Source organism: Exiguobacterium mexicanum (assembly GCF_005960665.1).
Taxonomy (GTDB): domain Bacteria; phylum Bacillota; class Bacilli; order Exiguobacteriales; family Exiguobacteriaceae; genus Exiguobacterium; species Exiguobacterium mexicanum_A.
On sequence record NZ_CP040676.1, the window covers coordinates 1,196,537 to 1,219,744 of the forward strand.

Annotated in this window: 23 protein-coding genes and 1 pseudogene; 10 read left to right on the top strand and 14 right to left on the bottom strand. The window is 54.6% G+C overall.

Annotation, left to right across the window (positions count from 1 at the left end; all coding sequences use genetic code 11):
• The first annotated feature begins 5 nt into the window (after positions 1 to 5).
• Together FED52_RS06565 and FED52_RS06570 are read left to right on the top strand one after the other, a co-directional pair.
• Positions 6 to 668 carry a copper homeostasis protein CutC gene (locus FED52_RS06565; RefSeq protein ID WP_138859348.1) on the top strand — a complete coding sequence of 221 codons (663 nt, stop codon included), beginning with the start codon at positions 6 to 8 and terminating at the stop codon, positions 666 to 668.
• A gap of 59 nt (positions 669 to 727) precedes the next feature.
• On the top strand, positions 728 to 1,375 hold the full coding sequence (locus tag FED52_RS06570; RefSeq protein ID WP_138859349.1) for a DUF975 family protein: 648 nt from the start codon (positions 728 to 730) through the stop codon (positions 1,373 to 1,375).
• Between the two features lie 19 nt (positions 1,376 to 1,394).
• Here FED52_RS06570 and FED52_RS06575 read toward each other — a convergent pair whose 3' ends face one another.
• From FED52_RS06575 to FED52_RS06585, 3 genes are read right to left on the bottom strand one after another with little or no spacing between them, the layout of a single operon-like run.
• Positions 1,395 to 1,628 carry a DUF2188 domain-containing protein gene (locus FED52_RS06575; protein WP_052090131.1) on the bottom strand — a complete coding sequence of 78 codons (234 nt, stop codon included), beginning with the start codon at positions 1,626 to 1,628 and terminating at the stop codon, positions 1,395 to 1,397.
• Positions 1,629 to 1,674: 46 nt separating this feature from the next.
• Positions 1,675 to 2,547 carry an NAD(P)-dependent oxidoreductase gene (locus FED52_RS06580; protein WP_138859350.1) on the bottom strand — a complete coding sequence of 291 codons (873 nt, stop codon included), beginning with the start codon at positions 2,545 to 2,547 and terminating at the stop codon, positions 1,675 to 1,677.
• Entirely contained in the window at positions 2,544 to 4,277 is a 1,734-nt protein-coding gene (locus FED52_RS06585) for an ABC transporter ATP-binding protein (RefSeq protein WP_138859351.1), read from the bottom strand. The genes FED52_RS06580 and FED52_RS06585 overlap by 4 nt, the downstream gene beginning before the upstream one ends.
• Before the next feature lie 105 nt (positions 4,278 to 4,382).
• On the opposite strand from FED52_RS06585, the gene FED52_RS06590 reads away from it, so the two are divergent.
• The 6 genes from FED52_RS06590 to FED52_RS06615 all read left to right on the top strand — a co-directional run bounded on the left by FED52_RS06590 (position 4,383) and on the right by FED52_RS06615 (position 13,072).
• The gene (locus FED52_RS06590; RefSeq protein WP_138859352.1) at positions 4,383 to 5,489 is read left to right on the top strand and encodes an exonuclease SbcCD subunit D; all 1,107 of its coding nucleotides are present in this window, start codon (positions 4,383 to 4,385) and stop codon (positions 5,487 to 5,489) included.
• On the top strand, positions 5,486 to 8,497 hold the full coding sequence (locus FED52_RS06595) for an AAA family ATPase (protein WP_138859353.1): 3,012 nt from the start codon (positions 5,486 to 5,488) through the stop codon (positions 8,495 to 8,497). Before FED52_RS06590 ends, FED52_RS06595 begins: the two co-directional genes overlap by 4 nt.
• A 5-nt stretch (positions 8,498 to 8,502) precedes the next feature.
• A complete protein-coding gene (locus tag FED52_RS06600) occupies positions 8,503 to 9,285 on the top strand; it encodes an AAC(3) family N-acetyltransferase (protein ID WP_138859354.1) in 783 nt (260 codons plus the stop codon).
• A gap of 40 nt (positions 9,286 to 9,325) precedes the next feature.
• Positions 9,326 to 10,213 (top strand): alpha/beta hydrolase, encoded by an 888-nt coding sequence (locus FED52_RS06605; protein WP_138859355.1) that lies wholly within the window; start codon positions 9,326 to 9,328, stop codon positions 10,211 to 10,213.
• Positions 10,214 to 10,284: 71 nt separating this feature from the next.
• Complete coding sequence (locus tag FED52_RS06610) at positions 10,285 to 11,133, top strand: sulfite exporter TauE/SafE family protein (protein ID WP_138859356.1); 849 nt, start codon at positions 10,285 to 10,287, stop codon at positions 11,131 to 11,133.
• A gap of 289 nt (positions 11,134 to 11,422) precedes the next feature.
• The gene (locus FED52_RS06615) at positions 11,423 to 13,072 is read left to right on the top strand and encodes an IS1182 family transposase (RefSeq protein WP_138859239.1); all 1,650 of its coding nucleotides are present in this window, start codon (positions 11,423 to 11,425) and stop codon (positions 13,070 to 13,072) included.
• A 16-nt stretch (positions 13,073 to 13,088) separates the two neighbouring features.
• Here the strand turns inward: FED52_RS06615 and FED52_RS06620 are convergent, their stop codons facing one another.
• From FED52_RS06620 to FED52_RS06650, 7 genes and pseudogenes are all read right to left on the bottom strand, one after another.
• Complete coding sequence (locus FED52_RS06620) at positions 13,089 to 13,283, bottom strand: hypothetical protein (protein WP_138859357.1); 195 nt, start codon at positions 13,281 to 13,283, stop codon at positions 13,089 to 13,091.
• A gap of 63 nt (positions 13,284 to 13,346) precedes the next feature.
• Positions 13,347 to 13,877, bottom strand: coding sequence for a biotin transporter BioY (locus tag FED52_RS06625; protein ID WP_138859358.1), 531 nt, complete (start codon positions 13,875 to 13,877; stop codon positions 13,347 to 13,349).
• 111 nt (positions 13,878 to 13,988) lie between these two features.
• Positions 13,989 to 15,371 (bottom strand): argininosuccinate lyase, encoded by a 1,383-nt coding sequence (gene argH / locus FED52_RS06630; RefSeq protein WP_138859359.1) that lies wholly within the window; start codon positions 15,369 to 15,371, stop codon positions 13,989 to 13,991.
• Complete coding sequence (locus tag FED52_RS06635) at positions 15,364 to 16,575, bottom strand: argininosuccinate synthase (RefSeq protein ID WP_138859360.1); 1,212 nt, start codon at positions 16,573 to 16,575, stop codon at positions 15,364 to 15,366. The genes argH and FED52_RS06635 overlap by 8 nt, the downstream gene beginning before the upstream one ends.
• 126 nt (positions 16,576 to 16,701) lie before the next feature.
• The gene (locus FED52_RS06640; protein WP_240731322.1) at positions 16,702 to 17,823 is read right to left on the bottom strand and encodes a CapA family protein; all 1,122 of its coding nucleotides are present in this window, start codon (positions 17,821 to 17,823) and stop codon (positions 16,702 to 16,704) included.
• A 125-nt stretch (positions 17,824 to 17,948) separates the two neighbouring features.
• Positions 17,949 to 19,435, bottom strand: a pseudogene (gene putP, locus FED52_RS06645) (sodium/proline symporter PutP).
• Positions 19,436 to 19,557: 122 nt separating this feature from the next.
• Positions 19,558 to 20,115, bottom strand: coding sequence for a DNA-3-methyladenine glycosylase I (locus tag FED52_RS06650; RefSeq protein ID WP_138859362.1), 558 nt, complete (start codon positions 20,113 to 20,115; stop codon positions 19,558 to 19,560).
• A gap of 102 nt (positions 20,116 to 20,217) precedes the next feature.
• Here FED52_RS06650 and FED52_RS06655 point away from each other — a divergent pair, with 102 nt between their 5' ends.
• Positions 20,218 to 20,847, top strand: a complete 630-nt coding sequence (locus FED52_RS06655) for a DedA family protein (RefSeq protein WP_138859363.1) — start codon at positions 20,218 to 20,220, stop codon at positions 20,845 to 20,847.
• Between the two features lie 46 nt (positions 20,848 to 20,893).
• Here the strand turns inward: FED52_RS06655 and FED52_RS13980 are convergent, their stop codons facing one another.
• From FED52_RS13980 to FED52_RS06665, 4 genes are read right to left on the bottom strand one after another with little or no spacing between them, the layout of a single operon-like run.
• Positions 20,894 to 21,175 (bottom strand): hypothetical protein, encoded by a 282-nt coding sequence (locus tag FED52_RS13980; protein ID WP_240731323.1) that lies wholly within the window; start codon positions 21,173 to 21,175, stop codon positions 20,894 to 20,896.
• Positions 21,176 to 21,189: 14 nt separating this feature from the next.
• Positions 21,190 to 21,384, bottom strand: a complete 195-nt coding sequence (locus FED52_RS14015) for a cation:proton antiporter domain-containing protein (RefSeq protein ID WP_251129152.1) — start codon at positions 21,382 to 21,384, stop codon at positions 21,190 to 21,192.
• Positions 21,385 to 21,434: 50 nt separating this feature from the next.
• The gene (locus FED52_RS06660; protein ID WP_251129153.1) at positions 21,435 to 22,073 is read right to left on the bottom strand and encodes a cation:proton antiporter domain-containing protein; all 639 of its coding nucleotides are present in this window, start codon (positions 22,071 to 22,073) and stop codon (positions 21,435 to 21,437) included.
• Positions 22,074 to 22,110: 37 nt separating this feature from the next.
• Positions 22,111 to 22,530, bottom strand: a complete 420-nt coding sequence (locus tag FED52_RS06665; protein WP_034777729.1) for a GNAT family N-acetyltransferase — start codon at positions 22,528 to 22,530, stop codon at positions 22,111 to 22,113.
• A gap of 127 nt (positions 22,531 to 22,657) precedes the next feature.
• On the opposite strand from FED52_RS06665, the gene FED52_RS06670 reads away from it, so the two are divergent.
• Positions 22,658 to 23,203, top strand: coding sequence for a glycerol-3-phosphate responsive antiterminator (locus FED52_RS06670; RefSeq protein WP_138860298.1), 546 nt, complete (start codon positions 22,658 to 22,660; stop codon positions 23,201 to 23,203).
• Positions 23,204 to 23,208: the final 5 nt, after the last annotated feature.

Below are 23,208 nucleotides of genomic sequence, written 5' to 3' on the forward strand. Positions count from 1 at the left end.
AAGACATGATTGAAGTGATCGTGACCACATTGAAAGAAGCGAAACAGGCAGAGCGTTACGGGGCGGACCGTCTCGAATTGATTGCGGATATGCGAGCTGGCGGGACGACACCAAGTTTCGGGACGATTCGAAACGTGCTCGAACAAGCGACGATTCCGGTCCACGTCATGATTCGTCCGCATGCAGACTCATTCGTCTATGATGAAGCGGACGCGGAGACGATTTTGGCAGACGTCGGTCTGTGTCGTGAGCTCGGAGCCGATGGCATCGTGTTCGGTGCTTTGACGAATGACGGGCGCATCGATGAGGCACTGCTCGGGGAAGTGATTAAACATAAGGGCGAGATGGCATTGACGTTCCATCGGGCCATTGATGACGCGGTCGATTTGATGGACGCCATCACCGTGTTGAATGATTTCCCTGAAGTGGACCATGTGCTGACGTCTGGCGGTCAAGCGACGGCATTAGAGGGCTTAGAGCGGTTGAGCGCGATGCACGACGTCGCGGAAATGAACATCCTTCCAGGCGCTGGGATCACGGCGGACAACGTGTCCCAACTCGTCGACCGATTAGGCATTGACTTTGTCCATGTCGGTAGTGGTGTAAGGACCGATGGACAGCTAGATGACCAGAAGTTCAACGCCATCAAGGAAACGATGACACTCTAAAAACAGTCGGATGACTGTTTTTTTGCTATAATGAAAAAAACGATACAGTAGGTGAAGTCATGCAATCATCAGTCTATAAACAATTTTCCCTTCGGATGTTGTCCGGGAACTGGGGCATCTCGTTCCTTGCGGTCGTGGCAACGATGCTCGTTCAAGCGGTCATCACGACGCAGCTTGATTTAGAATCGACAGACCCGAGCATCCTGTTCGTCTCGATCGGTTTGCTATACACCGCGACCGTCTTGCTCGCTCCGCTAGAACTTGGCCGCAACTGGGTGTTCCTTGACATCGCCAAAGCCGAGAAACCGTCGTTCGGTCTGCTGTTCGAAGCGTTCGGTTCGCTCAAAGATTACATGCGTGCCGTCACGTATTATGCCGTCTTTTATCTCGGCTTGAACGTGCTCATGCTGTTCTTGATCGTGCCGGGAATCTGGTTCTATTTGACGTATCGGATCGTCCCGTTCGTCCTACGGGACCGGCCGGAACTATCCGCTTTCGGCGCGATGCGTGAAAGCCGCCGTCTCATGTTTGGACACAAGCGCACGATGCTTCGTCTATATGCGAGTTTCATCGGTTGGTATGTGCTCGTGTTATTCACCGGCGGATTGGCCTATATCTTCGTGCAACCTTATATCAACACGGCGCTCGCCGGACTGTACGTCGAAATCAAGGCAGAAACAGAAGCAAACGAACAACCGGTCGGCTGAATGAGCCGACCGGTTGTTTTTATGTCCCGTGCCGATCCGACTTTTGTGGGTCGGGAGCGTCACGGAACTCGTCTTTCTCTTCTTTTGAGGCATGTTCATGCCATTTTTTCGCTTGTTCCGTGGCGATCGGAATCGCCTTTTGATCGGAGTAGCCCTGGGCGAGCAAGGCGTTGGCGATATCAATGGCTTTCTTTTTGACGAGCGGGTCGAAGTTTTTCAGTGATTCCGGATAATCTTTCATATTCCATGGCATCTTACATCGCTCCCTTCTGTACTACTAATTCCACGAGCGAGCCGATTCAAACGTCCTGGTGCATGTAGTATTCGATGAGCGCCTGCGTCCCGTTCTCGCCGTAGCCGTTCTCTTCGAGGATCGAGTACAGTTTATGCGCCAACTCGAGGCTCGGCAGTTTGATATTCAACTGGTCTGCGCTCTCGAGGGCAAGTTTCATATCTTTGATGAAATGTTTGATGAAGAAACCAGGAGCGTAGTCCTCGATGATCATCCGCGGGACAAGGTTCTCGAGCGTCCAGCTGCCGGCTGCGCCGCCTCGGATCGTCTGGCGCAGTTGATCGGGATTGAGCCCGGCTTGTTTCGCAAAGGCGAGCATCTCGGCGTTGCCCATCATGATGCTGGCGATTGCGATTTGATTAGCGAGCTTTCCATATTGGCCACTCCCGGCATAGCCCATCCGTTCGATCGATTGGCCCATCGCCTCGAACAGCGGTCGTGCCTTCGTGAAGGCGTATTCGCCGCCACCGACGAGAATCGACAACGTCCCGTTCTTCGCACCGACATCGCCACCCGTGACCGGTGCGTCGAGCGGGAGTAAGCTGCGATCGATTGCCGCCTCAGCGATACGTTCGGCAAGCGTCGGCGAAGACGTCGTCATATCAATCACGAGCGTTCCCGGCTCGGCCGACTGCAAAATCATACCGTCCCCGAAATAAAGGCTCTCGACGTCAGACGGGTAGCCAACGATGGTGATGACGGCATCGGCGTTTTGACAGACGGCTTCGACCGAATCACACCAGCGGACACCTTCCGCCAATAAATCAGCCGCCTTCTCTTTCGTCCGCGTATACGCTTGGACTTCGAATCCCGCCTTCATTAAGTTTCTGACCATCGATTGACCCATCACACCGAGTCCGATAAATCCGATTGTCTTCATAATTGATTGCCTCCTAAAAGTTGTTGTTTCACGAGTCGTTCATAGAGTTTGTTGTCCCGAAGCAACTCTTGGTGCGTCCCGAGCCCGCTGATGCCGCCGTCCTCGAGCACGACGATTTGGTCGGCATGTTGGACGGTCGAAAGGCGGTGGGCGATGACGAGCGTCGTCCGGCCTTTCATGAGCCGGTCGAGCGCTTCTTGGACGACACGCTCAGATTCCGAGTCGAGACTTGATGTCGCCTCGTCGAGCAATAAGATTTGCGGGTCGCGTAACAGCGCCCGGGCAATGGCGAGTCGTTGTCGTTGACCACCCGACAAGCGGACGCCGCGCTCACCGATCTCTGTATCGAGCCCGTCCGGCATCGACTCGATGAACGACCAGGCGTTGGCCATGTCGCAGGCTCGTCGAATCTCGTCCTCGGTCGCTGTCCGGGTCAAGCCGTACAAGATATTTTGCCGCACCGTCCCGGATAGGACGGGCGAATCTTGGGCGACGTAGCCGATGACTTGCCGCCATTCGTTGCGGCCGTAGGTTGAGATATCCCGGTCCCCGTAATAGATGTGACCGCTCGACGGAAGGTAGAACTGCTCGACGAGGGCAAACAGTGTCGTCTTGCCGGCACCGCTGCGTCCGACGATGGCTGTCGTGGCACCGAACGGGACAATGAGGGACACGTCGTCAATCACAGGTTGGTCGCCATAACGGAACGTCAGGCCCTCGAACGAGAGCGACGACTGTCGAATCGTCGACGGCTCAGCCGTGTATGGTTCCGGCTCGACGGCGAGCAGTTCCGAGATTCTTTCGGTCGCCCCGCGTGCTTTTTGAAGCCGGGTGATAAACTCCGTCATCGTGATGAGCGGCGTGATGATTTGGAACAAGTACAGCATGAACGCGAGCAACGAGCCGGTCGACAGGGCGCCGGTCGAGACCCGATAAGCCCCGAAGCCGAGAATGGCGATCAGCATCGCCGTCAACGTGACGTTCAAGAGCGGAATCAAGATTGCTTGAATCCGTCCCTCGCGCACACCGAGACCGAAGAGCCGCTCGATGCGGCGTTTTCCTTCTGCGACCTCGACGGATTCGGTCGCCTGTGATTTCACGAGCCGAATCTCCCCGAGCAGTTCGGCGAAAAACCCGGACAAGTCACCGAGTTCATGTTGGGTCGCCTTGGCGATTTTCCGAAGTTTACGCCCGAGCGGGATGACAATCAAGAGTGTCGTCGGCACCGAAAACAAGATGACGAGCGTCATCTGCCAATCGAGTGTGAATAAGATGCCAACAGCGCCGATGACCGAGACGAACGACGTCAACAAGCGGACGCTCTGTTCGGACAAGAGCTGCTGCAACGTCGTCGTGTCATTGTTGAGCCGCGAGACGAGATCCCCCGATTTGACGCCGTCATAGAACGGAATCGGAAGCGCGACGAGATGCTCCCATAACGTCGTCCGCAGGTTGGCGACGACGCGTTGTCCGACGATATGTAACCAATAGATCGAAATCGCGCTCGAGACGACTTGAATCAGAAACGCGACGACGAAGATGGCGACGAGACGGGCGTCAAGCGCGGCCTCGCTCCAATTGTCGACGACGCGTTGCAAGATGAGCGGGATGGCGAGTGACGCCATCGCTTGGAGCAACGAAATCAATACAGCGCCGATGAACAGACCTTTCGGTGGTCGAGCGACGCGGAACAAGCGTAGAAAGGCTTGCCATGTGGATGTGGACTCCATGATACGTCCCCCTTTCCTTTTAACTTTCGCTGTTTCGAAAACAAGTGTCAAGACGTCGAATCGTACACCGGAATAATGCTAGAATGGAATCAGAGGTGAAGTCGCATGAAATGGATACATACGGCCGATTGGCATTTAGGTAAAATCGTCCACGGCCGCCACATGACAGAAGAACAACAAATCATTTTATTTGAATCATTTTTACACATCGTCGACGAGGAGAAGCCTGATGCCATCGTCGTCGCCGGTGATTTATATGACCGGGCCGTGCCGCCCGTCGAGGCCGTCGACTTGCTCGATGAGATGTGGCGTGCGCTCGTCCTCGAGCGGGGCATCCCCGTGCTCGCCATCGCCGGCAATCATGATTCGGCCGAGCGGCTCCAATACAGCTCCAAACTGTTGACGAAAGTCGGTCTCCATATCGTCGGGAAATATGACCCGGGAACAGGGCCGATTGTCGTGAATGACATCCCGTTTTATTTGATGCCGTTCCTCGAGCCGGCGCGCATCCGTTACGCGTTCGGCGACGAGTCGATTCGGACTCACCATGACGCGCTCGCCGCAGTCGTCGACTCTTATGGGGCGATCGACGCACGAGCGGTCGCCGTCGGCCACAGTTTCGTCGCCGGCGGACTCGAGACCGACTCCGAACGGCAACTGTCCGTCGGGACGGCCGGGCAAGTCGCCAAAGGACTATACGCGCCGTTCGGCTATACGGCGCTCGGACACCTGCATAACCGTGACGCCATTCGCGACGACCGGATCGCGTACAGCGGGTCGCTCATGAAATATTCGTTCTCCGAGGCGACGCATGTGAAATCGGTCGACGTCATCGAATGGGACGGGACGTGGACACGTCGACGTCGTCCACTTCAGGCGCGCCGTGACTTGCGCATCTTGACCGGGACGTTGAACGAGCTGCTCGATCCGTCGTTTTATCAAGACGAGGCCGTCGACGACTATTTAAAAATCGTCTTGACCGATGAACGTGCGTTATTCGACCCGATGGCGAAGTTGCGGACCGTCTATCCGAACATCTTACACCTCGAACTTGAGTTGTTGCGTCGCCAAGACCAGACGTCCCGCTTCGAACGGGAGAAGCTCGAACGGCAATCGGTCGAGGATGTATATATGGACTTCTTTAAAGCCGTCCACGGCCGCGATGCCGATGCGACGGTGCAACGCTTCTTAGAAGGGGAGGAATCGATTTGAGACCGGAACAATTGACCATCACCGCCTTCGGTCCTTACGCCGAGACAGAACAAATCGATTTTACGCAGCTTGAAGGCCGTTCGATGTTCGTCATCAGCGGCCGGACCGGTGCAGGGAAGACGACGATTTTTGACGCGATGACGTTCGCGCTGTACGGCCGGGCGAGTGGGACGCTCCGAAACGCGAGTGATTTTAGAAGCCAATATGCGGACCCGGAGCGAAAGACCGAGATCGACTTTTCGTTCACGATTCGCGACGAACGATATTGGATCGTCCGCCAACCACAACAGCCGCACCCGAAAAATAAGACGCCAATCCCGCACGAGGCGGTGCTCTACGAATGGAAAGACGCTTGGAAACCGATTGCGACGAAAGTGAACGACGTCGAACAGACGATTGAATCGTTGTTGCAACTGAGCTATGAGCAGTTCAGCCAAATCTTGCTGTTGCCGCAGAACCAGTTCCGTCAGCTCCTCGATTCCGATTCGACGAAGAAGCAACAAATTCTGCAATCGATCTTCAAGACGGAGGCGTACCGTGCCTTTCAGGAAGATTGGATTGAACGTTACGGCAAATACCGCAAACGAGTCGAATGGGCGGTCGAGACGACGCGCTTAAAACTGTTGGAACTTGAAGACGAGGCCGTCGAGGACATGTCGACCCGTAACTTGCCTGAAATCGTGACGTGGCTCGACGCCCGGGAGGAGCGGCTCTTGGCGGCGAGAGACTCGCTACAGGCACAGCGCCGGACTGGTGAAGAACGGCTCGAGGCGCTGCGTCGAGAAGTGAATCAGGCGACCGTGCTCGCCGAGTTGATGGAAGAGCGGGACGTGCGCGCGACCGCGCTCCAAGCATTCCGCGAAGCGACACAGGAGCGTGAAGAACGCCAAGCGCTCATCCAACGACTTGAACAAGTGGCGAGCGTCAGCCCGCTCTATCAACGTACCGAAACGGTGCGTCACGACATCGAACGGTTGACCCGTGAACGCGGTGTATCCCGTCAACGAGACGAAGGCTACACGAAACAGCTGGAAGAGTTGAAGGCAGAAGCAGAAGCCATCACATCCATGCGCCAGGAGGCAGATCAAGCCACAAGTCGCGTCAATGCGATTGACGAGATGTTGCCCTACGTCGACGAATGGCACCGGGCCACGAGACGTCGGGATGACTTGAAACGCCAGTTGGAGCCGCTCAGCCTGTTCTCAGAAGAAGCGCGTCTCCAGGAGCTACAAGCGACTGAAGGCGAACTTGCGGCTAAGCTGGAACACGCACCGGCCCCAAACCAACTCGTCGAGGCCGAACGGCTGTATAGTCAGCTCCAACATCAGGTTCAGCTCGAGGCGAAAGTGGCAGAGGTCACGGAACGACTCGGTGCCTGTGAACGCAACGGGAAGGAAGTCCAGCGACAATTCACTGCCCAGACGAAACAAGTCGACCAATTCGTCGAGGCCGAGCATGCACTCATGGCCGACACGCTGCGCGAGCAACTCGAAGCGGGGGAACCTTGTCCGGTCTGCGGTTCATTGACCCACGGACACGTGGAGCGAACGGGGACGTCCATCGACCAAGCCGGTCATCGCTCAGCCATCGAGACGCTGAAACGAATCGAGGCCGACCTCCATGAAGCACGGGCGGATTATCGGGCGCTCAAACGCCAACTCGATGAGCTGATCCGTGAACGTGATCTCGCTCGACTCGAATTGAAGCTCGATGGTGCGGCTGACGCTGCGATGCAACACCAAGACGCCCGCGTCCGGCAGTTGCGTCAAGAAGTCGAAGAACGACAACGGATGGAGCGTCTCTTGCGCGCGACCACGACCGAATTGAAGCAACTCGAGACGGCGAAGCGTGTGCAGGCAGATGAACGACAGAAGTTGTTCGAACAGCTCCAGACCGTCCAAGAGCAGCTTCAGTCGATGCGTCAACCGGATGGGACGACGTTAGAAATGTTGCAGACCGAGCGGAATCAGCTCACGACGCGACTCACTCACATCGAACGGCACGTGGGGACGTATGAACGTCGGCTTGAAGAATTGAATCGATTGAAGTGGGGGGAAGCGGAGCGACTCCGTCTCCTTGGTGAGCAACTCGAGTTCGAGGATGTTCGTCTTTCCGAAGCGACGGCTGAACTGGAGGCTGCTCTCGAGAAGATTGAGTTGACTGAAGCTGTGTTCAAGGAGTATCGTGCGCGCGTCGAGCAACTGCCCGAGCTGCGCGAACGCCAAGCGACCGAGCTGGAGGAAGGTGTCCGGCTCGAACACGCCGTCAAGGCGCTGAACGATAAAATCGGGGACCGTCCGCGACCAGACCTTGAACGACTCCAGGAGAAGTTGCACGAGGAGAACCGTTCGTTCGAAGCGCTGTCCGAACAACTCGTGACGGCGGACGGGCAATTGAAACGTCATCGTCACATCGTAGCCGAATGGAACGCGCTTCGGGAGAAGACGGATGAAGATCAACGGAATCTGGAGACGGTCAAGTTGATCGCCGACACCGGTCGAGGACTGAATCCGCAAAAGTTAACGTTCGAGACGTACGTGCAGACGGCGTTCTTCGATCAAATTCTCCATGCGGCCAACGTCCATCTCGATCAAATGACGAGCGGACAGTTCCAATTGGAGCGGAAAATCGAGACGGCGAGAGGAAATGCCAAGTCCGGTCTCGAACTATTAGTCTTTGACGCCTATACGGGTCAGTCACGCCGCGTCCAAAACCTGTCGGGTGGGGAAGGGTTCAAAGCATCATTGTCGCTCGCCCTTGGACTCGCCGAAGTCGTCCAGCAACTGAGTGGCGGGGTCAGCCTTGAGACGATGCTCATCGATGAGGGGTTCGGGACACTCGACGCTGAATCGCTCGACCAAGCGATCGAGCTTCTCATGTCGCTCCAATCGAGCGGGCGGCTCGTCGGGGTCATCAGTCACGTTCAGGAATTAAAGGACCGGGTCGACGCCCGGATTGAAGTCAAAAAATCAAGGAGCGGGTCGACGATCCAGCTCATCGTGGAGTGAATCCGATGAAACATATCGAAACGAAAACAAGTTTAGTTGCCCACTTACAGGATGCCGGCGTCAAGCCGGGGGACATCCTATTCGTCCACACGTCCTTATCAAAGCTCGGATGGGTATGTGGCGGGGCTCAGACCGTCATCGAGGCGCTCCAAGATACGGTCGGTCCGGACGGGCTGATCATGATGGCGACCCAGAGCAGTGATAATTCAGACCCGGCTGAATGGGAAGCCCCACCCGTCCCAGTCGAGTGGTGGCCAACGATCCGGGAGGAAATGCCGGCGTATGACCAGGAAAAGACACCGACTCGAGGCATGGGCCGTGTCCCGGAACTGTTCCGTACGTATCCGAACGTGTTTCGGAGCGATCATCCGATGTGGTCGGTCGCTGCGTGGGGGAATGGTGCCGAGGAGATCGTGGCAGGACATACACTTGAAGTCGGTTTTGGGCCGGGTTCGCCAATCGAACGCATGATCGAGCGTAATGCAAAAATCCTACATCTCGGTTCACCCCTCGATGCGACGACGTTATGGCATTATGCCGAGTATGGAATTGACGGACCGGTGAAGTCGTTTGGGTGCGCGCTTTATGAGGACGGGGCGCGGGTGTGGAAGACATTCGACCATACGGATGTCAACAGTGACCCGTTCGGTCCAATCGGTGAAAATATCGTTCGACGTGCCGATGTGACGACGTTTCACATTGCGGAGGCGACGTGTTACGTCATTCCGTCTGAGACATGGGAACCGGTACAACATGCGTTAATCGCTTTACGGAGTTGGCTCCGATGAGTCAACTGAAAGCAAGTGGACAATGGAGAGGGGCAGTGCGATGAATCGTTGGGTTAAATATATAGGGGTGGCGACCGGTGTGTTGCTTCTCATCGTGTTTCTCGCCGTCGTGGGCATCTCGGCCCACATCGGCGATCAGTTGACGTCGCCCGAACGTGAGACGTTGACGTATACGCCGAAGACGTTAGGTGTCAAATACGAGAATGTGACCATCGAAGCCGAGGATGGTCACGATTTGTACGGGTGGTGGATCCCGCACCCGACACCGCGCGCAACGATCGTGTTCGCACATGGTTATGGGAAGAACCGCGAGCAGTCCGATTTGCCGCTCAAAGAATTGATTCCGGAGTTTCATGAACAAGGATATCAGTTCTTGACGTTCGATTTTCGTGGGTCAGGCATCTCGGAAGGTGACCGTGTGACGGTCGGGGCGAAAGAACAAGCGGATCTCGCTTCCGCAATCGCCTATGCGAAAGAACGCTCGGACGGTCCAATCGTCTTATACGGGGTGTCGATGGGCGCGGCGACGGCGTTGTCTGCGGCTGATGAGACCGACGTGGCCGCTGTGATTGCCGATAGTCCGTTCAGTGACCTCCGGGGCTACCTCGAGACAAACTTGCCTGTATGGAGTGATTTACCGAACTTTCCGTTCACACCGGTCATTATGACGGTGACGCCGTGGTTCACGGGTCTCGATGCCGATGTGGTCAAGCCGATTGACGATATCGCTCAAATCGAGGCGCCGGTGTTGTTGATTCATAGTGAGGGCGATGATGCCATCCCTGTGAGCGAGAGTGAACAATTGGCCGAGGCCGGGGAGGAAGTCGAACTGTGGGTGACCGAGAATGATGGGCACGTGCAGTCGCATCGCTCGTTCCAAACCGAGTATCGTCAAAAAGTATTCGGATTTTTAGAGAAGGTATTATAAACGAGGGGCGCCATAAAGCGCTCCTTTTTTGTTATGATTAGTTATGAAAAGGAAAGAAAGAAGGTTTGTTCATGGATGTCACAGCATTACTATCGTTTCTACTGCTCGGAACGCTCATCGGGATTTTGAGCGGATTCTTCGGCATCGGGGGCGGAATCTTACTCACGCCGCTGCTGCTCGTCTTCGGATACGAGGCGAGTGCGGCCATCGCGCTCAGTCTGATGCTCACGCTCGGGTCGACCACGGCCGGTACGATCTCTCATCTTAAATTAAAGAACGTCAATCCGAAACATGCCCTCATGATTGGCGCCTTCGGTGTCGTCGGGACGTGGGTGGCGACGCCGCTCGTGTTCTACCTTGAGACGCTCGACGGTGCGAAGCCGGTCATCTCGCTCGCCTACATCGCGCTACTGACGTACTTTGCCGTCTCGTTCTTCCGGTCGAAGCAATATGAAGAAGGAAGTGTCGGCTCGGAGTCGGTCCCACGCCTCGGTTTTATCGGGTTGTTCGGCGGGTTCATCTCGTCACTCATGGGTGTCAGCGGCGGATTCGTATTGACACCGCTTCAAGTCAAACTGCTCAATACCGAGATGAAACGAGCCGTCGGGACGAGTATCGCCGCGGCGTTCCTTATCGTCGTCTCGGGCGTTATCAACTATGCCGTCGCCGGGGCCGATGCCAACTATTGGCATGGTCTCGCGCTCATCGCCGGGGCGATGATTGGCTCACCGATCGGGGCGAAGCAGTTGCAACGGTTCAGTTCGCAACTCGTCAAAAAGGCGCTCGGTGGCTTCTATGTCGCTGTCGCCATCAGCGTCGGACTCAACTTGCTCGGCTTCAACGACATCTCGCTCGGACTACTCGTCGTCCTCGCGCTCTCGTTCATTGTCGCGCTGTTTATCCGGCCGCGTTCGAAGTGATGATCGACCCTCGTCTACATGACGAGGGTCTTACTTATAGGGATAGTCGGAGCATGATATATCCTACATATAAACATCACCATCGGTATAACGTGTGCTGAAGCGCATCAAAAAGAGGCTGGGACATAACTCAGTAGATTTATAACAAAGAGGCCACCTGGAGCGACTTGTTCGCTCCAGGTGGCCTCTTGTCATTTTTATGGGTTCGTGCACGCATTTCGGACTAAACAGATAGGGGCGACCTCTGATAAAGTTAAAGTGACCAAACCATAACTTTGGAGGTGCCCCTATGTACAAAGAGTATACCATGAACCAATTGGTTTTGCCCCTAGATTTAGAAGTCCGTCTCCAGGAAAACGATATCGCCTTCGCTGTCCACGACCTTGTCGAACAGATCCCCGACGAGGCCTTCGAGCCGTTCTGGCGAACGACGGGCTGCCCGGCCTATCATCCGCGCATGATGATGAAGATCGTCCTCTGCGCCTACACGCAGTCCGCATTCTCGGGCCGAAAGATCGAAGGCCTACTCAAGGACAGTCTTCGGATGATGTGGCTCGCCCAGGGCCACGAGCCGAGTTATCGGACGATCAACCGCTTCCGTGTTCACCCGGCTGTCGCCCCGATCCTGAAGGCCGCGTTCGTCGCCTTCAGATGCCATCTCGTCGAGACCGGCGAGATCGACGAGGAGGCGATCTTCATCGACGGCACGAAGATCGAGGCGAACGCCAACCGTTATACGTTCGTCTGGCGGAGGGCGGTCGAGCGATACAGCGCCGCGCTCGTCGAGAAGTCGAACCAACTGTACGACGAACTGATGGCCGACCAGGTCATCCCCGAGATCGAACGGGAGAGCCCGGACGCGCTCTCGGTCCAAGAACTCGAACAGGTCGCCGCGCGACTTGAAGAAAAGATCGAGGCCATCGACGAGGAGATCGCCTCGACCACCGACGTCGCCGAACGGAAACGATTGCGTGCGGAACGGAAGGTGCCCCGTCGTCTCCACAAACAGGCCGCCGACTTCGCCACCCGGAAACGCCGATACGAGGGGCACATGGCCACCTTCGGTACACGGAACAGTTACTCGAAGACCGACAGGGACGCGACGTTCATGCGGATGAAAGAGGATCACATGAAGAACGGCCAACTCAAGCCGGGCTACAACGTCCAGATCGCAACCGAAGGTCAGTACACGCTCGCCTATGACGTCTATCCGAACCCGACCGACATGAAGACGTTGATCCCGTTCCTCGATGAAATCGAAACGTTCTTCGACCTGCCCGCCCACATCGTCGCCGACGCGGGATACGGGAGCCAGCAGAACTACACGGACATACTCGAGCGCCGGGGGCGCCTGCCCTTGATCCCGCATACGATGTACCGGAAGGAACAGAAGAAGAAATGGCGCGAGGACCCGTTCAACATCGCGAACTGGGCGTACGATGACGAGACCGACACGTTCACGTGCCCGGACGGGAGACGGCTCCCGTTCAGCCATGAGTCCCACAGGACCGACCGGAACGGCTTCACCCGCGACTTCCGTGTGTACGAGTGCGAGAGCTGCGACGGCTGCCCGTTCCGGGAGCTGTGCACGAAGGCCGAACCGGGGAGACACCGCCAGGTCAGCGTGAACGGGGCCTGGGAAGAACAAAAGCATATGACGAGAACGCTGCTTTCGGATGAGAAAACCGGTGCCCTCTACGCCCGCCGCAAGACGGACGTGGAACCAGTTTTTGGATATCTGAAGGCCAATTTGGGTTTCACCCGCTTCTCCGTCAGAGGAAAACAGCGCGTGAAACGCGAGCTCGGCTTCGCCCTCATGGCGGTGAACCTACGGAAGTTCATCGCCAATGGCATCGGGGGAAGTGCAAAGAAGGGGTCCGGCCACCGAAAATCGGTGACCGGACCCCTCTTTTTATTGAAAAGCTCTAAAACCGGCTAGTTATGTCCCAGCCTCGTTAACGTCTGGCGATATGGTCAATGTTCTCTTGAATCTCTCCGACTTTGCTCTTCGCTTCACGCAACCGTCGTTCGAACGCCTCGGTGTCGAGTTTTTCACGTTGAGGCTCGTCTTTCCCGCGACGCTGTCCTTTCGGGGAGCGATGGATATGGGTCGCTTTCATCAAGCGCTTTTTAAACGTTGAATCGCTCATCAGGACACCCCCTTCCATACTATATACGTTCCACCTCTTCTTTCCGATGAAACGTTTGAACCTTCACGAGGCGAGGGTTCTGCGCATTTGCGGGTTTGTTGAGACTTTGTAGGCGATGGCTGCAGCTAACACTGCTTTAATCAAGTCACCAAGGATGAACGGGATATTCACTTTGAGTGCATCGATGAACGTCAATCCGAACACGGCTTGGAGACCGAGACTGCCGACTACATAGACGAAGCCGAGTCCGATTAGGATGTTATAAGCGACGAGAGCGGGGAACGTACGATGCCGTTCCGATAACCAACCGATCAAAAAGGCAGCGATCGGGAAGGCGATCAAATAACCGACCGTCGGACCGACAAACGGGGCGAGCCCGCCCGAACCACTTAAGACGGGTAGACCGATCAAGCCGAGCAATAAGTAGACGACGACGGCAAGACCGCCTTTTTTGGCGCCGAGCACGGAAGCGACCGTCATGATGCCGAGCATTTGAAGGGTGATCGGAACGGGGCCGATCGGGATGGCGATGGAGCCGATGCTCGCAAGCAAGGCGGCGCCGATGGCAACTTGTGTCAAATCATGAATTTTCAATATGTAAACCCCTTTTCTGTTAACGTTGACTAATTTAGGTTAACATCATTTTTTTCGTCTGACAAGCAGAAAAATGAGGACCTGGTCGCAAATTGACCAGGTCCTTATCGTTTACGCATGTGTCGGTAGGTTCTCTTTCGCTTCTGTCAGTTGAATCCGAACTGAGTCAAAGCCCGTCCCGCCGTAACTGTTGCGGCGTTTGACGGCCGTCACCGGCGAGAGTGCCTCGTACACATCCGCTTCAATCAATTTAGAGTGGGCTTGGTACGTCTCGATCGGTAATTCTGATAAATACAGACGCTGGTCGATACAATACCGGACGAGCGTGCCCGTCACTTCATGGGCCTCACGGAACGGCATCCCTTTTGCCGTCAAATAATCGGCGAGTTCGGTCGCGTTCGAGAAATCGCGTTCGGTCGCTTGCTTCATCGTTTCCGTGTGGAACGTCATGTCTTGAATCATACCGGCCATGATGCTGAGACTGCCCTGAACCGTCTTGACGGTGTCGAACATGCCTTCCTTATCTTCTTGCAGGTCCTTGTTATAGGCGAGTGGGAGTCCTTTCATAATCGTCAAAAGTCCCATCAGATTGCCGACGACGCGACCTGACTTTCCGCGGACGAGTTCGGCCATGTCCGGGTTCTTCTTCTGAGGCATCATGCTCGATCCCGTAGAGAACACGTCAGAGATCGTGATGAACCGATACTCTTCGCTGCTCCAAAGGATCAACTCCTCGCAGAACCGTGACAAGTGCATCATGAGCAGCGACGCATTCGACAAGAACTCTAAGATGAAGTCACGGTCGCTGACGGCGTCCAGACTGTTCGGATAGACTTGGGCGAAACCGAGCAACTCGGCCGAGCGATGACGATCGATCGGGAATGTCGTCCCAGCCAGGGCACCCGCTCCGAGCGGGCTCATGTCAATCCGTTTCAAGCTGTCACTGAAGCGCTCCTTGTCGCGCTCGAGCATCCAGAAGTACGCGAGCAAGTGGTGGGCGAGCGAGACCGGCTGGGCCCGTTGCAAGTGTGTATAACCCGGCATGATCGACTCGACGTTTTGAGCGGCGTGGTCATAGAGCGCCGTCTGCACGGCCTCGATTCCGTCAATCGTCTCGAGGACGCGGCGTTTCAAATGCAGGTGCATATCCGTCGCTACTTGGTCGTTCCGGCTCCGCGCCGTGTGCATCTTGCCAGCGACCGGGCCGATTTCTTCATGCAAGAGGGCCTCGAGGTTCATATGGATGTCTTCATGGAAGACGTTGAACGTCAATTCGTCCGCTTGTGCCTTCTTGGCTAGCGTCTTCAACCCCGCGACGATTTGCACGACTTCGTCCGCCGTCAAAATGTGCTGCTCCCCAAGCATCGTCACGTGGGCGATGCTCCCTTCAATATCTTCTAACACGAGCTGGGCGTCGAAATGAATCGAGGCCCCGAACTCGTCGACCCATTCACTGGCCGTCTGTTCGAACCGGCCGCCCCATAGTTTACTCATGCACCATCGTTCCTTTCTCTGCGAGCACTTCCGCTTGCACTTTCGTCGGCAGTCCCCATAACTTGATGAAACCGACGGCAGCTTGTTGGTCGAACGTGTCGGCCGACGTGTACGTCGCGAGATGTTCGTCATAGAGCGAGATCGGAGACTTCCGTCCGTCGACGATGGCTTGCCCCTTGAACAGTTTCATCCGGACCGTACCGGTCACGGTTTGTTGCGTCTCATCGATGAAGGCGAGGAGCGCTTTCGTCAGTGGCGAGTACCAGAGACCGTTGTAGATTGTCTCCGTCAATTTCTGTTCGACGATCGGTTTGAAGTGGGCGACTTCCCGGACGAGCGTGAGCGCCTCGAGCGCTTGGTGTGCCGTGATGAGCGTCATCGCACCCGGTGCTTCGTACACTTCCCGTGATTTGATCCCGACGACCCGGTTTTCGATATGGTCGATTTTTCCGATGCCGTGTGCCCCGGCGACGATATTCAACTGTTCGAGAATGGCTGTGAACGTCGCTGCTTGTCCATTGATGGCGACTGGTACGCCGGCTTTGAACTCGATTTCGACATACGTCGGTTCGTTCGGAGTGTCTTCGAGCTGTGCCGTCAATTCATAAGCGCTCGCCGGTGGAGCGGCCCATGGATCCTCAAGGATGCCGCATTCGACGGCCCGGCCCCAAATGTTTTGGTCGATCGAGAACGGCTCTTCTTGGACGATCGGAATCGGGATACCGTGCTCGGCCGCATAGGCGATTTCTTCTTCCCGTGACCATTTCCACTCCCGGACCGGCGCGATGATTTCAAGCGACGGGTCGAGAGCATGAATCGACACCTCGAACCGGACTTGGTCATTCCCTTTCCCCGTGCACCCGTGAGCGACGGCGATGGCGCCTTCGGCTTGCGCGACCTCGACTAGCTTCTTCGAGATGAGCGGCCGCGATAGGGCAGAGACGAGTGGATAGACGCCTTCATACATTGTATGTGCCTGCATCGAGTAACGGGCGAAATCGTTGACGAATTCATCGACCGCATCGATGACGACCGATTTGACGGCTCCGACTTTGAGTGCCTTCTGTTGAATGCGCTCCAGGTCTTTCCCTTCTCCCACGTTCAAACAGCAGGCGATGACGTCATATCCCTGTTCATCCAACCATTTGATTGCGACCGATGTGTCAAGTCCACCTGAATAAGCTAATACGAGTTTTTGTTTCATTTCCTTACACCCCTTATACATAATTATTCATCTTTATTTATAAATATACGATTTAGTCTAACGGATGATTTCATGTAAAGCAACCTTTTTTGGCAAAAAAAAGGAATCACTTGTGAAAGTGATCCTTCATTGAACGAGTTCGAGTTCTGGCATCCATTGCGACATATGTTCGCTCGTGGCATCGAACAACTCGGGTTTTGCCGTCTTTAACGGCACGACCTCGAACGGTCCGTCAGCACTAGAGCGCCGGGTGAACGTCGGATAGAACATCGGATTGGCGAGTTCGAACGTCGTCTCATCCGCCTCGACGGTCTTGACGACATCGATGCCGACGATGCCACCCGTATTACGATCGTCTCCTTGTTGGCCGGACAGGAAGTTGCCGAGCGAGTAGGCGACGAACGTTCGGTTGCCTTCAGCGCCGTCCACCCAAGCGACCGGTTGGAGCACGTGGGGATGATGGCCGATGATGAGATCGACCCCGAGGTCAGACAGCTCTTGGACGAGTGTCTGTTGTGCCTCATTCGGGAGTATCTCATATTCATTCCCGAAATGGAGCGAGACGACGGTGAGGTCGGCTGCTTGTTCGGCCGCTTCAATCTCAGGCTTCATTGCCTCGAGATCGATGTAGTTGACATGGTACGGTTGTTTCGGAACGACCCCGTTCGTGCCGTACGTGTAGGCGAGAAACGCGAACGAGATATCATTCTCGGTCAGCGTCCGAAGCTCGGACTTGTCCGCCTCCGATAAGAATGAACCAGTGTACGGCATGCCGATCTCGTTCCAGTGGGCGATCGAATTCTCGATGGCCGTGACACCTCGATCGAGCGTATGGTTATTCGCCGTCGTCACCAAGTCGATGCCAGCGTCTTGGAGCGCATCACCGACCTCATACGGACTGTTGAAAGCCGGGTAGCTCGATAAGCCGATCTCACTGCCACCGATCATGCTCTCTTGGTTGGCGATGGCAATATCGGCCTCGGTCAAAATCGGGGCGATTGGTTCGAAGGTGGCAGTGAAGTCATAGACGTCCCCGCTCTTGGCGGCATTATATACGCTGTCGTGCAACAAGATATCGCCAATCGCATAGACGGACGTCGTCGTCACGACTGATTCTGGCTCTTCAGGAACAGGTGCCGGGGTCTCTGTTTGCTGGGTAGACGTCTCGACGTCAGCGGTCGCACAGCCGAACAGAAAGAGGAGGGGCAAGGTCAATATGGCTTGTTTATACGGGATTACTCGTTTCAAGGGACGAGTCACTTCCTTTCTTATGATACAAATTGATCTATATGTACCATTCGCAATTGACTGTCAATTTCCTTGTTAGGCGACAAGAAAAAGTGCCAGGCTATAGTAGCATGGCACTTCGATCGTTAAATCCGTTCTGTCTTCAAGATGTGTTCCATTTCCTCGAACTCGTTCGTAATCGTCGAGCTCGGTGGTGGTGTCATCAGACTGACGACATAAATGGCGAGGCTCGACAAGAAGAACGCTGGAATCATCTCATAGAGCTCACCGACGGTCCCGAACCAATCGGCGGCAAAGTTTTTCCAGACGATGACGATGAATGCCCCGACGAGCATACCGGCGAGCGCCCCTTGTCGCGTCGTTCGTTTCCAGAACAGGCTGAACAGGATGAGTGGCCCGAACGACGAGCCGAAGCCGGCCCAGGCGTAACCGACCAAGTTCAAGATCGTATCATCCGCCCCGAACGCGAGCCAAATCGAGATGAGCGACACGAGGATGACCGTGATCCGGCCGACCATGACGAGCTCACGGTCGCCGGCGTCTCTTCGGAAGAACTTCTGATAGAAGTCGGTCGTCGCAGCACTCGACGAGACGAGGAGCTGTGAGGAGATCGTCGACATGATGGCAGCGAGCAACGCCGCAAGCAAGACGCCGGTGATGAGATCGACGAATAATAAATCAGATAAATTAATAAAAATGTTTTCTGGGTTATCGATCTCAAGTCCACGCTGCGTATAATAGGCGAGTCCGAACAGCCCGGTCGCCATCGCGCCGACGACGGTGAACAGCATCCATGAGATGCCGATCCGTCGGGCCTTCTTGATGTCCTGTAACTTCTCGATGGCCATAAAACGGACGATGATGTGCGGTTGCCCGAAGTAACCGAGCCCCCAGGCGAATAGCGAGACGATGCCGATGAGCGACTGACCGGTCAGCGTATCAAGCAGCGCCTCATCGATGTCACCAATCGTCTGGAAGGCGGCGCTCACGCCGTCGGTCGCCGTGATGGCGATGGCCGGGACGAGGGTGAGGGCGAACAACATGATCAACCCTTGAACGAAATCCGTCCAACTGACCGCCAAAATCCTCCGATGAACGTATAGATGATAATGATAGAAGCCAAAATCAAGACGCCCGTCCCGAACTCAATTCCGAAGACGGCATTGAATAACCGGCCGCCGGCCACGAATCCGCTCGTGGCATAGAGGGTGAAAAAGATGAGTGTCACAGCCGCCGAGAACGTCCGCAACGTGCCGCGTGAATCTTTAAAACGTTTCTCGAAAAAATCTGGAATCGTGATGGCATCCTCGGACAAATATGAGTACGTCCGCAAGCGAGGTGCGACGAGCAACCAGTTCAAGTACGCGCCGATCGTCAACCCGATGACGATCCATCCGCTCGAGAGCCCGGTCGCGAAAATCGCACCCGGTAGTCCCATCAACAGCCAACCACTCATGTCGGAAGCGCCTGCCGACAAGGCCGCGACGGCGGGACCGAGTCCGCGCCCTCCGAGCATATAGTCGCCGATGCTCTCCGTCCGCCGATAGGCGATGACGCCGAGTAGTACCATGAGCGCCATGTAAACGGTGATGGATATTAAAATCCCGTTCATAAAACATCCCCTCAATCATAATGAAAACGACTTCAATGTTTATGGTATGCACCATATCAAAATTTTGTCACAAAACTGAATCAAGTGTACGATTTTATTGAAGGATTGACCAAATAATCAAATTATTTAGCGAAGCAAGAGGTCAGGTGGTCATTGACGAGTCCCGTCGCCTGCAGATGGGCATAGACGGTCGTCGGTCCTAAAAATTTGAACCCGCGCCGTTTCAAATCCTTGCTGATCTGATGAGACAGTTCGGTCGTGGCGGGGATGGCGTCATTGGCCGCCCATTGGTTATTGATCACCGTATTGTCGACGAACGACCAGAGGTAGGCATCGAACGTGCCGAACTCTAGTTGAATCTCGATGAAGCGCTTGGCATTATTGATTGACGCCTCGATTTTCCGGCGGTTCCGGACGATACCGGGATTGACCAGCAACCGTTCAACATCCGTCTCGTCGAACGCAGCAACGGTCTCGACGTCGAAGTTGGCGTAGGCTTCCCGGTAATGGTCGCGCTTTCGTAAAATGGTGATCCAACTGAGTCCCGCCTGGGCGCTCTCAAGGGTCAAACATTCAAAGTGCTTCTGATCGTCGTGGACGGGTTTGCCCCATTCCTCGTCATGATAACGGACGTACGTGGGGTCTGTGCCGCACCAAGGGCAACGTATCGGTTCGGTCATTATTGTTTCCTCGCTTTCGTTCAAGTACTTCATTTTAGCACGTCGGGATGGTTTTTGAAGTGAGGTGACGGGTATAATAGGGGATATTGGAGGTTGAACGATATGAGAGAGTGGATGATCCAGGTCATTGAACAGTTCGGTTATTTCGGTATCGCGTTCATGATCTTTATTGAAAATGTGTTCCCCCCGATTCCATCAGAGGTCGTGCTCTTGTTCGGTGGATTCTTTGCCGTGAAGACTGATTTGAACGTCCCGCTCGTCATTTTCGCTGCGACAGCCGGTGCCATTTTAGGAGCCATTTTGTTATACGGCATCGGTCTCTATCTTGATGTCGAACAGATTGAGAAGTGGACGAAGAAATACGGGAAATGGATTCGACTCGATATCGCGGACGTTCGACGGGCGGATGCTTGGTTCGACAAATATGGGGGCTGGATGGTGTTCTTTGGACGATTGATGCCCGTCGTCCGAAGCTTGATCTCGTTACCGGCAGGCATGTCGAATATGCCGTTTCTGAAGTTCTTGTTGCTCAGTACGGCCGGCACGGTCATTTGGAACACGATTCTCATTTATATCGGCATCCGTGTCGGTGAGAATTGGGAATCGATTTTACGATATTTAGATGTGTATTCGTACGCAATTTATGGATTATTAGCCGTCGGTCTGATTGTCTTTTTCATCTGGCGCAAGAAACGCAAGAAAAAACAGTCGAAACAAGCATCATCATTTTGACGAACAAAGGAGGACCTTCGCGTGAAGGTCCTCCTTTTGTGTTCTATCATTGATCTTCTTTATTTTTTGTCTCATCGGGAAGTACTTTCTCAAGTTTTTCCTCCGTCTTGTTAGCAAGAATCTCAGAGAAGCGGAACAAGACGATGCCGACGATGGCCGAGACGAAAATATAGAGACCGACAAATAAGTTGATCGCTCCGTTCGATAGGGCGGTGTACAAAATCGAGAACTCGCCACGCGGGGCGAGTGAGAAGCCGGCCTCGTTCGCCTGCACCCGCGTCAAGCCATACATGCGACCCCCGACGCGTCCGACGATCCACTTCGACAATACACCCCAAACGATCAGGACGAAGAAGAGGGCATTGACGATGACCCTTGATCGAGATTGATGGAGATCCCGAACGAGATGAAGAAAATCGGCAAAAACAAGTCGCGAACGGGTACCGTCAATCGTTTCAACGGCCGCACATCGTGGATGCCCGCAAGGATGATTCCGGCGATGAATGCCCCGAGGATCTCGGACAGGCCGTACACCATGCCAATCCCGGCGAAAAAATAGAATCAATCCAATCAAACCGATACTCGCATCATCTTGTCGCAACAAATGTTTGACGAACCGCTGTCGGTTCAAAACGAAACGAGACCCGATGAAGAGGAGCACTCCAAAAAATCAGAAATCCGGCGAACACTTTCCCGATGTCCGTGAAAGCGATCGGTTCGTCTTGGATGATGAACGGGGCAACGGTCAAAATGAGCGGGGCGAAAATGTCTTCGAAGATGAGGAGCGCCAGTACGAACTCTTTCACATCTTCATGTTTCTCAGAATGTCGCTCGAGAAGTTTCGCCGAAATCGACGAACTCGTCGCATAGAGGACGGCACCGATCAAAAATGCTTGTGAGAAGTCGAGACCAAACAACAAAGCGATTCCAATCGTGACCCCGAAGGCGAGAAGGACATCTAGGACGCCTGCTTTCCACACTTGTTTCATTCGCTTGACGAGCTCGCTCAGCGGAAACTTTAAACCGAGTAGAAAGAATAAGAGAATAATCCCGATCTCCCCGGCGATTTTGAAGACCTCATTCCCATCCCGAAAGAAACCGACCGCAACGCCGACGGCAATGAAGGCGAGGATACTAGGAACGAACAACCGCTCGATGATCAAACTGAGCACCGAGATTACGGTGAGTGCCAATCCGAGGAATACGATTACATTGAATACGTCCATACGTCCCCCCCTAAAAAAGGGAAGGATTGCTTCACCATCAGTTTTCACTCCATTGATATTCCATCCCGACCGATTCGGGACGAGAATAGTCAAATCCGAACTGGCGATACAGGCCGTCTGCCGGAATGTCAGCGATCAGACTAATGATGGCCGTCTCGTCGGCTTCCTGTAAAATCCAATCCATCAATCGTTCCATGATCAATTTACCAAGCCCAAGGCCTTGACACTCGGGATCGACGACGATATCGACGAGATGAAACACCATGCCGCCGTCCCCGACGACACGTCCCATCCCGACCATCGTGTCGTCTTTATATAAACAAACGCCGTATAACGTGTTAGCGAGCCCTTTTACCGTGCCTGAGTCGGAACGCTTCGGCATGCCTGCTTTGACGCGAAGGCGTTGATGCTCCTCCGGTGTCGGTGTCTCAATCCGTACATCTACTTCATTCACCATGTCACTACTCCCTCTCTGCGCATAGGTTAAAATTATTTTCCCGCTATATTGAATCGGTAAACCTTGATTTCCAGATGACGTTGTACAGATAATGAGAGAAACTGGAATGGAGAAAGGTTGTGTGGGAATGATTGAAGGTCAAACGATTTTGCCTGCTCTCCGAGACATGAGAGACCTCGAGACATTTGTGAAAGGGTCATTCAAAGTTGGCGTCTTGCTTGAAGTCCATGTGGCCCGGCTTGATGCCGTGTTTCAGTTACTAGCGGCCCATGACAAGCAAGTGTTCGTCCATCTCGATTTGATTCAAGGTCTGAAGGCGGATGAATATGCGGCCGAATATGTGTGTCAGACGTTTCGACCGTATGGAATCATCTCGACGAAAGGCAGTGTCATTTTAAAAGCGAAACAAAAGCAAATTAAAACGGTGCAACGTCTATTTTTAATCGATTCGAGTTCGCTCGAGAAGAGTTATCGCCTCATCAACCGCACTCAACCGGATTATATTGAGGTATTACCAGGTCTCGTCCCGAAATATATCCGGTGCGTGAAAGCAGCGACAAATATTCCAGTCTTCGCTGGCGGCTTGATCTCGTCGTCTGAAGAAATCGAGGCTGCCCTTGAGGCAGGTGCGACCGTCGTGACGACGTCAGACCAAACACTTTGGTCGAACTGATAGGA

Bases quoted from the DNA above. Each gene is read 5' to 3' on its own strand.
- FED52_RS06605 (WP_138859355.1), top strand. From the start codon at position 9,326: ATGAATCGTTGGGTTAAATATATAGGGGTGGCGACCGGTGTGTTGCTT.
- FED52_RS06635 (WP_138859360.1), bottom strand. From the start codon at position 16,575: ATGAAACAAAAACTCGTATTAGCTTATTCAGGTGGACTTGACACATCG.
- FED52_RS06620 (WP_138859357.1), bottom strand. From the start codon at position 13,283: ATGAGCGATTCAACGTTTAAAAAGCGCTTGATGAAAGCGACCCATATC.
- FED52_RS06650 (WP_138859362.1), bottom strand. From the start codon at position 20,115: ATGACCGAACCGATACGTTGCCCTTGGTGCGGCACAGACCCCACGTAC.
- FED52_RS06660 (WP_251129153.1), bottom strand. From the start codon at position 22,073: ATGGACGTATTCAATGTAATCGTATTCCTCGGATTGGCACTCACCGTA.
- FED52_RS06610 (WP_138859356.1), top strand. From the start codon at position 10,285: ATGGATGTCACAGCATTACTATCGTTTCTACTGCTCGGAACGCTCATC.
- FED52_RS06600 (WP_138859354.1), top strand. From the start codon at position 8,503: ATGAAACATATCGAAACGAAAACAAGTTTAGTTGCCCACTTACAGGAT.
- argH (WP_138859359.1), bottom strand. From the start codon at position 15,371: ATGAGTAAACTATGGGGCGGCCGGTTCGAACAGACGGCCAGTGAATGG.
- FED52_RS06655 (WP_138859363.1), top strand. From the start codon at position 20,218: ATGAGAGAGTGGATGATCCAGGTCATTGAACAGTTCGGTTATTTCGGT.
- FED52_RS06615 (WP_138859239.1), top strand. From the start codon at position 11,423: ATGTACAAAGAGTATACCATGAACCAATTGGTTTTGCCCCTAGATTTA.
- FED52_RS14015 (WP_251129152.1), bottom strand. From the start codon at position 21,384: ATGGTGTACGGCCTGTCCGAGATCCTCGGGGCATTCATCGCCGGAATC.
- FED52_RS06665 (WP_034777729.1), bottom strand. From the start codon at position 22,530: ATGGTGAATGAAGTAGATGTACGGATTGAGACACCGACACCGGAGGAG.
- FED52_RS06580 (WP_138859350.1), bottom strand. From the start codon at position 2,547: ATGAAGACAATCGGATTTATCGGACTCGGTGTGATGGGTCAATCGATG.
- FED52_RS06590 (WP_138859352.1), top strand. From the start codon at position 4,383: ATGAAATGGATACATACGGCCGATTGGCATTTAGGTAAAATCGTCCAC.
- FED52_RS06670 (WP_138860298.1), top strand. From the start codon at position 22,658: ATGATTGAAGGTCAAACGATTTTGCCTGCTCTCCGAGACATGAGAGAC.
- FED52_RS06565 (WP_138859348.1), top strand. From the start codon at position 6: ATGATTGAAGTGATCGTGACCACATTGAAAGAAGCGAAACAGGCAGAG.
- FED52_RS06585 (WP_138859351.1), bottom strand. From the start codon at position 4,277: ATGGAGTCCACATCCACATGGCAAGCCTTTCTACGCTTGTTCCGCGTC.
- FED52_RS06570 (WP_138859349.1), top strand. From the start codon at position 728: ATGCAATCATCAGTCTATAAACAATTTTCCCTTCGGATGTTGTCCGGG.
- FED52_RS06575 (WP_052090131.1), bottom strand. From the start codon at position 1,628: ATGCCATGGAATATGAAAGATTATCCGGAATCACTGAAAAACTTCGAC.